The following is a 14,455-nucleotide window of genomic DNA, read 5'->3' as shown; positions in this document are numbered from 1 at the left end:
GGAATCGCGGTTATCACGCGGAGTAGCTTCTAACAGGGGACAACCGGCAACAGCACTGACTGGCCTTGTGGCCGTCGCTTTAAACCAAACAGCATGGGCCGAAGCATAACCGGCTCTATAAATTTGGTCAGCCGAGCAATTCTCAGTTAATGATCGGAAAATTCAGAAGTAACTGTAGTACTTGTATGGCTTTGATCAACCCCTATTTAAAAGCGCGCGATGCCAGATGGAGTCGCGAACCAATGGTGAGGTGACGAGAGCCTGTTTTTTTTGACCGGTCCGGTTCCGGATACTATCGGTACATGCAACTCAACGTCTGTTGCCTGACTCTTCAAAAGGACGCGATTATGGACCGCAATGAAGTCACGAAGAAAATTGTCGCCGCCAAGGTGGCCCGCAAGCTGACGTGGGCCGAGATTGCCGGCAAGATCGGCAAGAGCAAGGAGTGGACGACCGCGGCGCTGCTTGGTCAGATGACGCTCGACGCGCAGCAGGCCGGCGTCGCCCGCGATCTGTTCGATCTGACCGACGAAGAAACCGCGTGGCTGCAAATCGTCCCGTACAAGGGCTCGCTGCCGGGCGCGGTGCCGACCGATCCGCTGATCTATCGCTGGTACGAAATCGTGAACGTGTACGGAACGACGATCAAGGAGTTGATTCACGAGGAGTTCGGCGACGGCATCATGAGCGCGATTGATTTCTCGATGGATATCCAGCGCGAGCCGAACGCGAATGGCGACCGCGTGCAAGTGGTGCTCAGCGGCAAGTTCCTGCCTTACAAGTCGTATTGATTGTGCAGCAGGCAGTGCGCGTCACGCGTGTCTGTGCCGGCTAGCGTCGTGCGTGTGGTCCGCGAGTGGCGTCGGCCTTCGCAGAACCAGCGGCGCTGGGTTTATGCTAGCAGCTTCGCCTAACCCGAGGAGCAAGCGATGAAAAACCCAGCAGGATCGATGATCACTTTTAGCCGCCCCGATGGCCAGCAGCTTCAAGGCTATCTGGCCAAGCCGCAGAAGCTGGAGGGCGCACCCGCCATCGTCGTGATTCAGGAATGGTGGGGCGTGAACGAGCAGATTCGCGGCGTGGCTGACCGGCTCGCGCAGGCCGGCTATCTGGCGCTCGTGCCCGATCTCTACCGTGGCAAAACGACGGTCGAGGAAGAAGAGGCGCACCACCTGATGAGCGGACTCGATTTCGGCGACGCGGCCACCCAGGACGTGTACGGCGCGGTCCAGTATCTGAAGCAGCATGCGGCGAAGGTTGCCGTGACCGGCTACTGCATGGGCGGCGCGCTCACGTGGCTGTCGCTGTGCAATGTTCCTGACGTGGCGGCCGGCGTAGTGTGGTACGGCTTCCCGCCGCTCGACTACATCGACGCGTCGAAGATCAAGGTGCCGGTGATCGGCCACTGGGCATCGCAAGACGAATTCTTCCCCGCCGAAACGGTCGACGCGTTGGAGAAGAAGCTGGCCGGCGCCAACGTCGATTTCGAGTTCCATCGCTATCTGGCGCATCACGCGTTCGCGAACGAAACGGCGGTGGGCCCGGGCCGCATCGCGAAGACGCAGTTCGATCCGGTCTGGTCGCAGCTCGCGTGGGACCGTACGCTGACCTTCTTTGGCCGGACGATGTGGAAGTAAGCGGCAGGGCGGCAGGTTATACCGTGGTCCCTTGACGTCGGCGCGTCGGCCGATACTCCTTTCATCGCGGCGAGAGCCTTTCGCACGCTGTCGCTTCGAGTACGAGTGTTGCGCCGCCGCCTCGCCCGGTCGTGAAGTTTTCGCCGGGTGCGGCTATGATTCGCAAATTGCGACTGGCGGAAAAAAACTTGAGGACCGACTCCTTAACGACGCATGCCGCCACGCCTTGCGTCTATAGCCACTTCGATACGCATCACGAAGCACCACGCGCGCAACTGCTCGCATGGCGAGACCGGCTGGGTCACTTTCTCGATGTGCCGATCTCGCGTCGGCAACTGGCCGACGGCTTCAGCGGCAGTATCGACAGTTACCGCGCCGGCAATCTGACCTTTATGGACTGCAGGACCGATCCGATTTCGCAATCGCGATCGGTGGCGCGCATTTCCACGGATTCGGTGCGCCAGCTGGTGTTTCATGTGGCCGTCGAAGGCACGATCGAAACCGGCTCGGGCCTGTACCCGAAACGCATCGCAGTGCAGTCCGAGCCGGGCATCCTCGCGCTCGATATGAATCAGCCGATGCACATGACACGCAGCGTCTGCCGCGTACTCGCGTTTTTCCTGCCGCGCGAACTGGTGGAATCCGTCCTGCCAGAGGCTGAGTCGATTCATGGCCGGGTGATCGACTATCACTCGCCGCTTGCGCGAATGATTCCGACGCATCTTGCCCACCTGTGCACGAGGCTGCCGACGATGAGTGCGCCCGAAGCCTACGACGCAATGCACACCTGCGCGATGCTGATCGCGGCGGCTTTCGGCAAGCAGACCGGACTCAGCGGCAGTGCGCGTGCGGCGGCGCGCGCCGCGATGTTCGCGACGGCGCGCCGCTACATCGAGGCGAATCTCGGACAACTGGATCTCACGCTCGATAACGTGCTTGCCGTCTCGCAGCTTTCGCGGCCCACGCTGTACCGGCTGTTCGAATCCGAGGGCGGCCTCGCCGCTTATATTCGCAACCGCCGTTTGCGCGAAGCGGCCGAGGAACTGCGCCGCTACCCGCATAAGGCGGTTATCGAAGTCGCTTATGGTTGGGGCTTCAATAGCGCGTCGGATTTCAATCGCGCGTTTCGTCGCGCGTATGACATGTCGCCGAGCGATTTCCGTGCGATTTCCGTTCGCTAACGCGATACGCGCGCCGCGCGTCGGCGCACACCGCGCGTGTCAAGCCGCGCTACAGTCGCGAGGCCTGAACGTGCGTCGCAACCGAACCCACGCAGCGTGGGCAGTCAATCAAAGGAGAGGAAAACGTGGTGAAGATCGATCCGCACCGGTTGCTGGCCGACCTGAAACAGCTGCGCAGTTTCGGCGCGACCGGACCGGGCGTGGTCCGGCTCGCGCTCTCGCCGGTGGATCTGGCGTCGCGCGAGTGGCTCGCGGCACGCATGACCGAGGCGGGGCTCGACGCGCGCATCGACGGCGTGGGTACGGTTTTCGGCCGCTCGCGCAACAGCGGTCCCGCGCTTGTGATCGGCTCGCATACCGACACGCAGCCGACCGGCGGCTGGCTCGACGGCGCGATGGGCGTGATCTACGGACTGGAGATTGCCCGCGCGCTGGCGGAACACGACGACACGAAGCATCTCGCCGTGGACGTGGCTTCGTGGATCGACGAAGAGGGCACGTTTTCCGGCTTGCTCGGCAGCAGAAGCTTCGTGGGCGATGCCGTCGACGAGGCGATCCGCGGTGCGACGAACCGGCAAGGCGAGCGCCTCGAAGACGTGCTCAAAGCCGCGGGACTAGCGGGACGGCCGCGTGCGCGCTTCGAGCCCGGCCGTCAGGTCGCCTATCTGGAGCCGCATATCGAGCAGGGCGGCCGGCTGGAGGCGGCGGGAAAATCGATCGGCGTCGTCACGACGATCGTCGGGCTGCGCGAGTTGCGGCTGCGCTTCACGGGCCAGCGCAACCATGCCGGCACCACGCCGATGTCGATCCGGCGCGATGCCGGCGCGGCGCTGGTCGCGTTTATCGCCACGATGAACGACGCGTTCGCGCAACTCGCGGATGCCGACACCGTCTGGACCGTGGGTCGCATCGATCTCGACCCGGGTTCGTTGAGCGTCGTGCCGGGCGCGGCCGACATGTACCTGCAATTCCGCGATGCCAATGCCGCGCGTTTGCAGGCGATGGAAAACAGACTTGCCGAGCTGGTGCGGGACTTCAATGCGCGAAACGGCGTGCATGTGGAATTGACGACCATCGACGAGCCGATGGAACCGGTCAGCATGTCGTTGGCGCTCGCGGAGCATCTCGCCCAGGCCGCCGACGCGATCGCGCCACGGCAATGGATTCGCATGCCGAGCGGGGCGGCGCACGACGCGCAGGTGATCGCGCGCTGCATGCCGGCCTGCATGATGTTCGTGCCGAGCATCGGCGGCGTGAGCCACGACTTCATCGAGGATACGGCCGAGGAGCACATCGTTCTCGGTTGCCAGGTCGCGGCCACGGCGGCGGCCGCTATCTTGCGGGAACAGTGGACGAAGCGTGCGTGACGCACAGGGGCGCCGTGGCGTTACGTTAGATGAACCGCCACGCCGCTTCACGCGCCACGCGCGCCGTAGGCACTATTTCCATTTCGAGCCGAGCTTGTCCAATCCGGCTTTCATCAGGTCTTCCGGCAACATCGCGATGCGCATTTCGCAGTCGGCGTTGAACTTTAGGAACCAGGGTTCCGCGAGCGACGGAATCGCGGACGCGTCGTCGATGTTCACCGCGAGTACGGCTCCGCGGTGCCCGCTCTGCTCCGTGAAGTAGACGGTCTCCGGTTTCGTTTCGTCGAGTATCTTCGCCATCACTTCGCCGATGCTGCCGTCGCGCACCATCGTGTTGAACGGTTCGTGCGGGATTCGTATGTTGAGAAGCATGCGCATGTCATCCTCCTGGTTGAAGCCCAAAGGGCTTCTTAAGGATAGGTGCTTTATGCGCCGCTACCACGTCGCACTTGCGCTCAGTTGCCGAACAGCGATGCCTGCGTTCCATGGCTCGGCGCATGGCGTGCGGGCTTCGCGTGAGCCTTGCGCTCGGCGCCGCCGATTGCCGGCGCGTGCGCTTGCGACTGTGCTTGCGTATCGGTCGCCGCTTCCAGCGAAGTCTGCCCGGCTTCGAGCGACAGCAGCAGCATCTTGTTAGCCAGCCCACCCGCAAACCCTGTCAACTCGCCGGACGCGCCGATCACGCGATGACACGGCGCGACGATCGAGATCGGGTTCCTGCCATTGGCCGCGCCGACTGCCCGCACCGCATTGACGTTGCCGATCTGCTGCGCGATTTCCGCGTAGCTGCGCGTCTGGCCGAACGGGATCGTCAACAGGGCGTGCCAGACTTTTTTCTGGAAGTCGGTGCCCTGAAAATCGAGCGCCAGGTCGAACGCGTGCCTTGTGCCGTCGAAATACTCCTGCAACTGCCGTTCGGTTTCGATCAGCACGGCACGGTCATTCGCTTCGACGAGCTCGCCGAGACGCACCCGGTTCGGCTTGTCGTTTTCCCACAGAATCGCGGCCAGGCGCTCGCCGTTGGCGACGAGCTTCAACTGACCGACAGGCGAATCCATCAACTTGTATGCGTACGTCACTTTGCTTGCTCCTGACTGGTTGGAGGCCGAGGCAAACGAGGCCGGTCGGCGAATCCGCGCTGAAAGCGCGCCGATATTCGACAGTGTGAGCCTCGCTGCTTCTGAAGACGCTCCAGATCTTGCTATCTGATTCGTGCCCGGCATCGATGTTCCCGGCCCTTGGCGGGAAAGCGCGCAGGGCTGTCACTGTAGCGCTGTTTGCGCGTGCCCTCATAGGAGGCTGCGGGCATTACCACCCGATCGAATACACTCGCACCGCACCGCATCGACACGCTCCGGCGAATGGCCCTAGCGCGCATCCAGCCCGCGACTCAGTAGAATTGATGCCTTCGATACGATGCTCACCGCTTTCTCCTCACTGTGACGACGACACTAGAACAACTGCGGGCCGGGCAACTCACGGGCGCACGCCAGCTCAAACTGGCGTGCGGCCTGAACGAATTCCCGCGCGAAATTTTCGATCTCGCCGACACGCTGGAAGTACTCGACCTCTCGGGCAATGCGCTCACCACGTTGCCCGACGATTTGCCGCGACTGCGCAATCTGCGCATTCTGTTCGCGTCCGACAACCCGTTCACCGAACTGCCGGAAGTGCTGGGCGAGTGCGCGCAACTGAGCATGGTCGGCTTCAAGGCGAACCGCATTCGCACGGTGCCGGGTAACGCGCTTGCACCGCAATTGCGTTGGCTGATCCTGACGGACAACGAGATCGAAGCGTTGCCGCCGCAGATTGGCGAATGTACGCAATTGCAGAAGCTGATGCTGGCGGGCAACCGTTTGCGCATGCTCCCCGACCAACTGGCCGCGTGCTCGCGGCTCGAATTGCTGCGTCTCGCGGCGAACCGGCTCGACGGATTGCCGGGCTGGTTGCTGCGTCTGCCGCGGCTCGCATGGCTGGCTTATGCGGGCAATCCGTTCAGCGAGGCGCTGGAAACGGCGGCGATGTGCGACACGCCGATCGCCGGTGTTCGCTGGGATAACCTGACACTCGAACAGCCATTGGGCGAGGGGGCTTCGGGTGTCATCTATCGTGCGCAGCTTTTCGCGAACCCCGAGCACGCGTCGCGTGCCGTCGCCGTGAAGCTGTTCAAAGGCGCTGTAACCAGCGATGGCTTGCCCGACTGCGAAATGGCCGCTTGCATTCGAGGCGGCGACCATGCGAATCTGATCCCCGTGGCGGGAAAAGTGCAGGACCATCCGGCCAACACCCATGGTCTCGTGATGGAACTGATCGATCCGCAATTCAGGAACCTCGCCGGTCCGCCGAGCCTCGCGTCCTGCACGCGCGACATCTACGATGCCGGCACGCGCTTCGATCTCGACTCGGCATTGGGTATCGCGTATGGCATTGCAGCGGCGGCAAATCATTTGCATCGGCGAGGCGTGATACACGGCGATCTGTATGCGCACAATATTTTGCATGACGGCGCGGGGCGCGCGCTGTTGGGCGATTTCGGCGCAGCGTCGTTCTATGCCGCGGACGATCGTGACACCGGCGCCGCGTTGCAGTGCGTGGAAGTCAGAGCGTATGGCTGCCTGCTCGAAGAATTGATCGAACGATGTGACGCTCTGGATGCACACCGGGGCGTCGCGGCGAAGCTCACCGCATTGAAGGACGCTTGCCTGAGCGACGCGGTCGACAGCCGTCCGCTGTTCGATGAAATCGCAACCTGTGTGCTCGCGTTGAAGGGCGATCGATGAACCGCCTGCACGGCTCTGCACGTTGTCGGCGGCGCGATCCGCTTTCGCTCGAACGCGGCGTGGCGATGTGCGAGGCCGGCCCGCAAGGAGAGAACCGATGAAGCAGACCATGCGCCGCCGCATGCTGTTTGCCGGTGCGCTCGCCGCCGCCGGACTGAGCGGGGCGGCACGTGTCGACGCGCAAGGCAGCAAGGTGAAGATCGCGCTCGTGCTGAAGTCGCTCGCCGATCCGTTCACGGTGGCGATGGCTGACGCCGCGCGCAATCATCAGCAGCATTACGCAGCGCAATTCGCGCTGACAATCCGGGGCACGGCGCGAGAGACCGACACGGCCGCGCAGATCCGCATGGTCGAGGAGATGATCAAGGCGAAGATGGACGCGATCGTGATTGCGCCCAGTGATTCGAAGGCGCTCACGACCGTGGTGGCGCGCGGCGTCCGGGCCGGCATCATCATGATCACGATCGACAACCCGCTCGACGACGCGTCGCAGGTGGCCGCCGGCATCTCGGTGCCGTTCGTTGGTCCGAACAATCGCAAAGGCGCGGCGCAGGTGGGGCACTATCTGGCCGGCCGGCTGAATGCGGGCGATCAGGTGGGAATCATCGAAGGCATTACGGTGGATCGCAATGCGCAGCAACGCACGGCCGGCAGCAAGGACGCCATGGACGCTGCCGGTATCAAGGTCGTCGCGATTCAGGCCGGCAACTGGGACTACGGCAAGGGCCGCGACGTGGCCACGAAGATGCTCAACGAGCATCCGCAGATTCGTGGGCTGCTGTGCGGCAACGACAACATGGCGATGGGCGCGGTCGATGCGATTCGCGACGCGGGTCGAAGCGGCGGCGTGTATGTCACCGGCTATAACGCTGTCGAAGCCATCAAGCCGCTTCTCGCCGACGGCCGCGTGCTTGCGACTATCAATCAATTTGCCGACCGGCAAGCCGTCTTCGGAATCGATGTCGCGTTAAAGGCGGTGACCGAACACAAGAAGCAGAAGGATCTGTCGAGACTGATCGAAACGCCGCTGCAACTCGTCACCGCCGCGGGTCACTGAGTGCCGGCGCTCGCCGGCCCTTTGTCTATTCCGCCTTCACCTTGCGCGGCTTGGTTGCCTTTTCGAGCTTGTTGTACTCGAAGCTGGGCACCGACTTCAGCGCCTCCTTCGTGGCGCCCGCGAGGAACAGATTGCCGTCGCGAATCTCGAAGTGATCGATCGGGATCGCTACATAATGCTTGCCCATCCCGAGAAAGCCGCCGACCGACACGACCGCGAAAGTCGCCTTACGGTCCGGCGAAATGATCACGTCATAGATGCTGCCGATCTTGTCGTTCAGATCGTTGTAGACCGGCTCGTCGACGAGCGCGCGGCGCACGCTCCAGCCCTTGAGCAGCGCATTGGTCTGCTCGACCGTGCCGCCGAGCGGCTGCAGGCCGGCGATTTGGGCGAACGCGCCCTGCGACGCGCAGATTGTGGCGAGAGCCGTTGCACAAATCAGTGTTCTTGCGTTCATTGTCCGCCTCCTGTGGATTGTCGAATCGTTGTTCGCCATCGTTTGTGCATGGTTGTTTTGCGTGCAGATTCGATAGCACGTCGCATGCCCGGGTTTGTTGCCGTGTTTCGGATCGTGCGCCTTGAAGCGCCCACGCGCGCCCCCTTAAAGCGCGAGATGGGATTCGCGAGGCAGGTTGCGGATCGCGTGGTGTTTATGGATCAGGACGAGATTGTTGAAACTCGGTGAGGCGGATTAGGTCGGGTTGCCGGTACGCCATTCACGCGATGTGGGGCGTCTTTCAACAACGGCATTCGCCCACGTCACCCACCCTCTTCAGTCGTCCGTCAAGAAATTCGGATGACTTGTGCGGATCTGATCCACCTGATTCAGCGTACCCGACAGATGTTTGCGCAGCGCCGTCTGCGCGGCCGCGACATCACCCTTGTCGATCGCATCGACGATGTCGGTGTGATCGCGCACCACCGCCATTGTCTTACCCTCCACCGGCAGGTGAAGACGCCGCAGCCGGTCGATGTGGCCGCTCAGTCTGCGCACCAGATCCCACAGTTGCGGCACACCTGCCGCCTCGTACATCTGTCGATGAAAGCTCTGGTCGAGCAGCGAGAACTGCTCATAGTTCTTGAGATCACGCAGTTCCATCTGCTGCGCAATCGTGGCGCGCAGCTGCGCGATCAATGCGGCATCGCGCTGCTCCGCGAGCGTGCGCACGACCTCCAGTTCGATCGAGCGGCGCAGGAAATGCGCCTGCAACGCCGACGTCACGTTGATCTGGCTGACGACGGTGGCGTGCTGGGGAAAGATGTCGACGAGGCCTTCCTCGCCGAGCTTCATCAACGCATCGCGCACGGGTGTCTGGCTCAGCCCGTACTGCGTGGCCAGATCGGCGCGCGAGAGCACCGTGCCGGGCGCCAGTTCGAGCGACAGGATCATTTCGCGCAGTCGTTCGAATACTTGCGGCGCGGCGTGGCGGGACCGGTCGAGCCGGCACGCCGTCGATGGGGAAGCGTTGGTTTTCATGGCGGAGCGGAAAGCGTGGGCGCGGGCGGAAATGGCTGATTCGACCCGCTGAAATATTAATACTATAGCCGACGCCCGCACGGCTTCCCGCGCACGTGCAACCATTTTTGCCGCCGAGCGGAGGTGGGTATTTACCCCAGTAACACACTAATACATTAGTGCTTTACTATGCGTTCGTCAGTTTCCACCCCTATATGCCGGATTGCCACCATGACTCGGGACATCACCGTCACCCAAGTGCGAATTACTCCGATCGCTTTCCGCGACGGCCCGCTCCTCAATGCAGCCGGCATCCACGAGCCGTGGGCCTTGCGCGCGATCGTGGAACTGGAAACGAGCGACGGCCGCGTCGGCATCTCCGAGACTTACGGCGACGAACCGATGCTGCGCGTGCTTGAGCAGGCCAAGGCGTTGGTGATCGGCCTGTCGCCGTTCGATCTCAACCGGATGGAAGAGCGCGTGCGCGCGTCGATCAAGGCCGCGCCCGGCGCGGTCGAATTCGAACTCGCGCCCGGCTCGCACGCGGCGAAAAACGCGCCCAAAGTCATCAGCACGCTCGAAGTCGCGATGCTCGATTTGCAGGGGCAAATCGTCGGCGCGCCGATCGTCGACCTGCTCGGCGGCAAGGTTCGCGACGCCGTGCCCTACAGCGCTTATCTCTTCTTCAAGTACGCGGAGCACGTCGAGAAACCGTATGCACCCGATGCCTGGGGCGAAGGCCTGAGCGCGGAGCAGATCGTCGCGCAGGCGCGCCGCATGATCGAGCTGTACGGCTTCCAGAGCATCAAACTCAAGGGCGGCGTGTTCGAGCCGGCGCACGAAATCGCATGCATGCGCGCGCTGCATCAAGCCTTTCCCGGTGTGCCGCTGCGCCTCGACCCGAACGCCAACTGGACGCTCGAAACGAGCATCAAGGCCGCGCCCGAACTCGACGAACTGCTGGAGTACTACGAAGACCCCTGTCCGGGGCTCGCCGGCATGGCCGAGCTGGCGAAGCACACCCGGCTGCCGCTCGCGACCAACATGGTGATCACGACCATGGACGACTTCCGCCGCGGCGCCGAGATGGGTTCGGTCAAGGTATTGCTCTCGGATCACCACTACTGGGGCGGCCTGCGCGCGACCCAGACCCTCGCGCGCATGTGCAAGCTGTGGGACCTGGGCATGTCGATGCACTCCAACTCGCACCTCGGCATCAGCCTGATGGCGATGACACATGTCGCGGCGAGCATCCCCAACCTGACCTACGCCTGCGACACCCACTACCCGTGGCAGGAGGAAGAAGTCATCAAAGGCGGCCGCGTGAGCTTCGATAACGGCGCGGTGCGTGTGCCGACCACGCCGGGCCTCGGCGTCGAGCTCGACCGCGACCGGCTGGCCGAACTGCATGCGCAATATCTGTCGTGCGGCGTACGCAATCGCGACGATCTCAAGCAGATGCAGAAGTACGACCCCAGCTTCACCGGCAAGAACCCGCGCTTCTAAGCCGCGCGGACAGCCGATCCGCGACGCGCATTGCCAACCAAGGAGACAACCCCATGAGCAGAGCCAATCCGGCCCAGACCGGCGTGGACCGAGTCGACGCGCTGGCAATGGCCGTCCGGAAGATCAAGTGGCATGTGCTGCCGCTCTTCGTCGTGATGTTCATCGTCAACTACATTGACCGCGTGAATATCGGCTTTGTCCGCCAGCATCTGAGCGCCGATCTCGGCATCGGCGCGGCTGCGTACGGGCTCGGCGCGGGGCTCTTCTTCGTCAGCTATGCGGTCTTCGAAGTGCCGTCGAACATGCTGCTGCAACGCTACGGCGCGAAGGCGTGGCTCACGCGCATCATGTTCACGTGGGGGCTGGCCGCGGTCGGCATGGCCTTCGTGCGCGGCGAGATGTCGTTCTACGCAATGCGGCTCGTGCTCGGCGCGGCCGAGGCCGGCTTCTTTCCCGGTGTGGTGTTCTATTTCACCAAATGGCTGCCGCGCGACGAGCGCGGCAGGGCGATGGCGATCTTTCTCAGCGGCTCGGCGCTCGCCTCGGTGCTCTCCGGGCCGATCTCCGGCGCGCTGATGCTGATCAGCGGCGCGGGCCTGCACGGCTGGCAGTGGATGTTCGTGCTCGAAGGTATGGCGTCGGTGGTGCTGGCCGGCTTCATCTGGTTCTGGCTCGACTCGAATCCGCGCGATGCCCGATGGCTGAGCCGTGCCGAGCAGGATGCGGTCGTCGCCGAGATCGAAGACGAGCAGCGCCAGCGCGATGCGGCGCACGCGGTCACGCCGTCGGCGTGGAGCCTGCTGCGCGACCCGCAGATCCTGATCTTCTGCGTGATCTATTTCTCGGTTTCGCTGACGATCTACGGCGCGACTTTCTGGCTTCCCAGCATCATTCGCAAGATGGGCCATTTCAACGACTTCCAGGTCGGGCTCTTCAATTCGATCCCGTGGCTGATCTCGATCGTGGCGATGTACTTCTTCGCCACGCTCGCGGCGCGCTTCAAGTTTCAGCAGGCATGGGTTGCGTGCGTGCTGCTGATCGCCGCGCTCGGCATGTATGCGGCCGGCAAGGGCAGCCCGACGTTCTCGTTCGTCGCGATCTGCTTTGCGGCGATCGGTTTCAAGGCCGCATCCGCCCTGTTCTGGCCGATTCCGCAGGGCTATCTGGACGCGCGGATTTCGGCGGCGGTACTGGCGCTGATCAATTCGATCGGCAACCTGGGCGGCTTCGTCGCGCCGGCGACCTTCGGCTTGCTCGAGCAGAAGACCGGCTCGATCGAAGGCGGACTCACGGGGCTGGCCGTGACGTCGGTGGTGGCTGCGGGGGTCGTTTTCTTTGCCCGCATGACGCCTCGCGAGGGGCGGCGCGCCCTCGCACTATAGGCGGCGTGCGGAGCGCTTTGCCAGGCATTCCATATTGACATTCAGGTCCCGGTATCCGTCGTATTCACGAGGATATCGCGCCCTTCATACCAACGTTGGGGACACACGATGAAAATGATAGGAACCCAATCCGTCGCCGATCAAACGGCAGCCGGACGATACCGATGGACGATCTGCGCGCTCATCTTCTTTGCGACGACGATCAACTATATGGATCGTCAGATGCTCGGGTTGCTCGCGCCGCTGCTGCAAAAAGACATTGGCTGGACGCAGGTCCAGTACGCGCAAACCGTGATGGTGTTCACGGTCGCCTATGCAGTGGGTCTCGCGACGTTCGGCCGGATCGCGGACAAGATCAGCACCAAGGTGGTCTACGGCAGTGCGATGGCGATGTGGAGCCTCGCCGCGATGCTGCACGCGGCGGCGGCGAGCGTCCCCGGTTTCGCGGCCGTGCGTGGTTTGCTCGGGTTCGGCGAGGCGGCCAATTTCCCGGTCGCTATCCGTACCACGGCCACATGGTTCCCGAAGAAGGAACGCGCGTTGGCCACGGGCTTCTGGAACATGGGCGCCACCATCGGCGGGATCGTGGCACCTGCATTCGTCCCGATCGCCGCCGTCACGTGGGGTTGGCGCGCGACGTTCATTGCGGGTGGGGCGGCAGGTTTCGTGTGGCTGGCGGTGTGGCTGCTGGTGTACCGTCCTCCGGCGGAGCATGCGTCGGTATCGAAGGCTGAGCTGGACTACATCAATTCGGACCGCGACGAAAGCGTCGAGCAACCCGTGAGCTGGCTTTCGGTGCTGAAGTACCGCGAAACGTGGGCGTTCGTCTTTGGCAAGCTGCTGACCGATCCGGTGTGGTGGTTCTATCTGTTCTGGCTGCCGAAATGGCTCAATGAATCGCGGCATATCGACATCAGCAATATGGGCGTGCCCTTGATCGCCATTTACACGATGGCATCCGTCGGCAGTGTGGCGGGCGGGTGGCTGTCGTCGCGGCTGATGCAGCGTGCCCACAAACCCAATATTGCGCGCAAGGTTGCGATGGGTATCTGCGCGCTGTGCGTGCTGCCGATTGCCACGCTTTCGCATTTTCAGAGCCTCTGGTACGCGGTTTTCGCTGTGGGTTTGGCCGCGGCGGCTCACCAAGGGTGGTCGGCGAATCTGGTTACGACCGTTGGCGACGTGTTTCCGCGCCGGATGGTGGGCACGGTGGTCGGTATCGGCGGCGTGGCAGGGATGATCGGCTCGTTCTTCTTCTCGGGCGTCATCGGTGAGACGTTGCAGCGCACCGGTCAGTATTGGGCGCTCTTCGCTGTGGGGGCGTCGGCTTATCTGGTGGCGCTTGGCATCATTCATGTGTTGATGCCGCGTATGACGCCTGTGAAGCTGCGCGATTGACGGGTTATAGCGGGTTGAAGTCTTTGTGAAAGAGCAGGCGCGATACTGGACTGGTATCGCGCCGAAGACCGTGGTTTGCGTGTGGATGGATGGGGGTGGCGCCAATGCATTGGCTGGCATCGATGTATTTATTAGAAGCCGGAGCCACCCCGACATGAAATACCGCATCAGGCTACACTCGCCATTCATCCCCGGTGCCTGACAAAATGACCCGAATGCAAAGTGTCGTCGATGTGCATGTTCTGTTTCTGAACGACAACGACGAATGCCTCTTCATCCAGAGAGCCAATACCGGACATCGAGACGGGCAATACTCGCTGGTGGCCGGCCACCTTGAACCGGGCGAATCCATCGAGGCGTGCGCAATCCGCGAATCGAAGGAAGAAGCGGGCGTCACGGTTGCACCGGGGACGCTCGACTTCTCGCTGGTGATGAGGCGCGATTCCGAACAGAACCGCATCAGTTTCTTTCTATCATGCCGGGCATGGCAAGGCGTCCTGACCAACATGGAGCCGCACAAATGCTCCGGCTTCGTATGGGCGAAACTGGACAACCCGCCTGCGCCCACAGTCGACTACGTGGCCAATGCGCTCGAACGCATTCGTGAAGGCGTCCAGCTGGCCGATTTCAGACCGTAGGCGCAGGCTGGCGCCTCTTTTGCTGATGCGACGGTTGAGCCCATGCGCGCCAT

The 14,455-nt window shown here is 62.8% G+C and carries 14 protein-coding genes; 10 read left to right on the top strand and 4 right to left on the bottom strand.

The features are described from left to right. Positions 1-347 precede the first annotated feature (347 nt). The 4 genes from cynS (at position 348) to B0G69_RS30530 (ending at position 4,185) form a co-directional block, all read left to right on the top strand. A complete protein-coding gene (cynS, locus tag B0G69_RS30545; RefSeq protein WP_121323608.1) occupies positions 348-791 on the top strand; it encodes a cyanase in 444 nt (147 codons plus the stop codon). 138 nt (positions 792-929) lie between these two features. Beyond that, positions 930-1,637, top strand: coding sequence for a dienelactone hydrolase family protein (locus B0G69_RS30540; protein WP_121323607.1), 708 nt, complete (start codon positions 930-932; stop codon positions 1,635-1,637). Between the two features lie 188 nt (positions 1,638-1,825). Beyond that, positions 1,826-2,818 carry a helix-turn-helix domain-containing protein gene (locus B0G69_RS30535; protein WP_241991516.1) on the top strand — a complete coding sequence of 331 codons (993 nt, stop codon included), beginning with the start codon at positions 1,826-1,828 and terminating at the stop codon, positions 2,816-2,818. A 125-nt stretch (positions 2,819-2,943) separates the two neighbouring features. Beyond that, entirely contained in the window at positions 2,944-4,185 is a 1,242-nt protein-coding gene (locus B0G69_RS30530) for a Zn-dependent hydrolase (protein WP_121323606.1), read from the top strand. A gap of 72 nt (positions 4,186-4,257) precedes the next feature. Here the strand turns inward: B0G69_RS30530 and B0G69_RS30525 are convergent, their stop codons facing one another. After that, positions 4,258-4,563 carry a panthothenate synthetase gene (locus B0G69_RS30525; protein WP_121323605.1) on the bottom strand — a complete coding sequence of 102 codons (306 nt, stop codon included), beginning with the start codon at positions 4,561-4,563 and terminating at the stop codon, positions 4,258-4,260. Between the two features lie 77 nt (positions 4,564-4,640). Further along, entirely contained in the window at positions 4,641-5,264 is a 624-nt protein-coding gene (locus B0G69_RS30520; RefSeq protein WP_121323604.1) for a methylated-DNA--[protein]-cysteine S-methyltransferase, read from the bottom strand. Between the two features lie 360 nt (positions 5,265-5,624). Between B0G69_RS30520 and B0G69_RS30515 the strand changes: the two genes are divergently transcribed. Both B0G69_RS30515 and B0G69_RS30510 read left to right on the top strand, forming a co-directional pair. Next, complete coding sequence (locus tag B0G69_RS30515) at positions 5,625-6,965, top strand: leucine-rich repeat-containing protein kinase family protein (protein ID WP_121323603.1); 1,341 nt, start codon at positions 5,625-5,627, stop codon at positions 6,963-6,965. 97 nt (positions 6,966-7,062) lie between these two features. Then, entirely contained in the window at positions 7,063-8,022 is a 960-nt protein-coding gene (locus tag B0G69_RS30510; protein ID WP_121323602.1) for a substrate-binding domain-containing protein, read from the top strand. A gap of 25 nt (positions 8,023-8,047) precedes the next feature. On the opposite strand, the gene B0G69_RS30505 is transcribed toward B0G69_RS30510, so the two are convergent. Together B0G69_RS30505 and B0G69_RS30500 are read right to left on the bottom strand one after the other, a co-directional pair. Beyond that, a complete protein-coding gene (locus B0G69_RS30505; protein WP_121323601.1) occupies positions 8,048-8,479 on the bottom strand; it encodes a PRC-barrel domain-containing protein in 432 nt (143 codons plus the stop codon). A 315-nt stretch (positions 8,480-8,794) separates the two neighbouring features. Continuing rightward, positions 8,795-9,499, bottom strand: a complete 705-nt coding sequence (locus B0G69_RS30500) for a GntR family transcriptional regulator (RefSeq protein ID WP_121323600.1) — start codon at positions 9,497-9,499, stop codon at positions 8,795-8,797. 210 nt (positions 9,500-9,709) lie between these two features. Here B0G69_RS30500 and B0G69_RS30495 point away from each other — a divergent pair, with 210 nt between their 5' ends. The 4 genes from B0G69_RS30495 (at position 9,710) to B0G69_RS30480 (ending at position 14,402) form a co-directional block, all read left to right on the top strand. Next, the gene (locus tag B0G69_RS30495) at positions 9,710-10,984 is read left to right on the top strand and encodes a glucarate dehydratase family protein (RefSeq protein ID WP_121323599.1); all 1,275 of its coding nucleotides are present in this window, start codon (positions 9,710-9,712) and stop codon (positions 10,982-10,984) included. A 53-nt stretch (positions 10,985-11,037) separates the two neighbouring features. After that, a complete protein-coding gene (locus B0G69_RS30490) occupies positions 11,038-12,366 on the top strand; it encodes an MFS transporter (RefSeq protein WP_121323598.1) in 1,329 nt (442 codons plus the stop codon). A gap of 108 nt (positions 12,367-12,474) precedes the next feature. Next, positions 12,475-13,764, top strand: a complete 1,290-nt coding sequence (locus B0G69_RS30485; protein WP_121323597.1) for an MFS transporter — start codon at positions 12,475-12,477, stop codon at positions 13,762-13,764. Between the two features lie 206 nt (positions 13,765-13,970). Next, positions 13,971-14,402 carry an NUDIX domain-containing protein gene (locus B0G69_RS30480; RefSeq protein ID WP_121323596.1) on the top strand — a complete coding sequence of 144 codons (432 nt, stop codon included), beginning with the start codon at positions 13,971-13,973 and terminating at the stop codon, positions 14,400-14,402. The last annotated feature ends 53 nt before the right edge of the window (positions 14,403-14,455 follow it).

It is taken from the genome of Paraburkholderia sp. RAU2J (genome assembly GCF_003634845.1).
Taxonomy (GTDB): domain Bacteria; phylum Pseudomonadota; class Gammaproteobacteria; order Burkholderiales; family Burkholderiaceae; genus Paraburkholderia; species Paraburkholderia fynbosensis.
The sequence above is the reverse complement of the archived record's forward strand: the minus strand, read 5'-3'. Positions and strand labels throughout refer to the sequence as shown.

Bases quoted from the DNA above. Each gene is read 5' to 3' on its own strand.
- B0G69_RS30540 (WP_121323607.1), top strand. From the start codon at position 930: ATGAAAAACCCAGCAGGATCGATGATCACTTTTAGCCGCCCCGATGGC.
- B0G69_RS30490 (WP_121323598.1), top strand. From the start codon at position 11,038: ATGAGCAGAGCCAATCCGGCCCAGACCGGCGTGGACCGAGTCGACGCG.
- B0G69_RS30510 (WP_121323602.1), top strand. From the start codon at position 7,063: ATGAAGCAGACCATGCGCCGCCGCATGCTGTTTGCCGGTGCGCTCGCC.
- B0G69_RS30485 (WP_121323597.1), top strand. From the start codon at position 12,475: ATGAAAATGATAGGAACCCAATCCGTCGCCGATCAAACGGCAGCCGGA.
- B0G69_RS30500 (WP_121323600.1), bottom strand. From the start codon at position 9,499: ATGAAAACCAACGCTTCCCCATCGACGGCGTGCCGGCTCGACCGGTCC.
- B0G69_RS30480 (WP_121323596.1), top strand. From the start codon at position 13,971: ATGACCCGAATGCAAAGTGTCGTCGATGTGCATGTTCTGTTTCTGAAC.
- B0G69_RS30505 (WP_121323601.1), bottom strand. From the start codon at position 8,479: ATGAACGCAAGAACACTGATTTGTGCAACGGCTCTCGCCACAATCTGC.
- B0G69_RS30495 (WP_121323599.1), top strand. From the start codon at position 9,710: ATGACTCGGGACATCACCGTCACCCAAGTGCGAATTACTCCGATCGCT.
- B0G69_RS30525 (WP_121323605.1), bottom strand. From the start codon at position 4,563: ATGCGCATGCTTCTCAACATACGAATCCCGCACGAACCGTTCAACACG.
- cynS (WP_121323608.1), top strand. From the start codon at position 348: ATGGACCGCAATGAAGTCACGAAGAAAATTGTCGCCGCCAAGGTGGCC.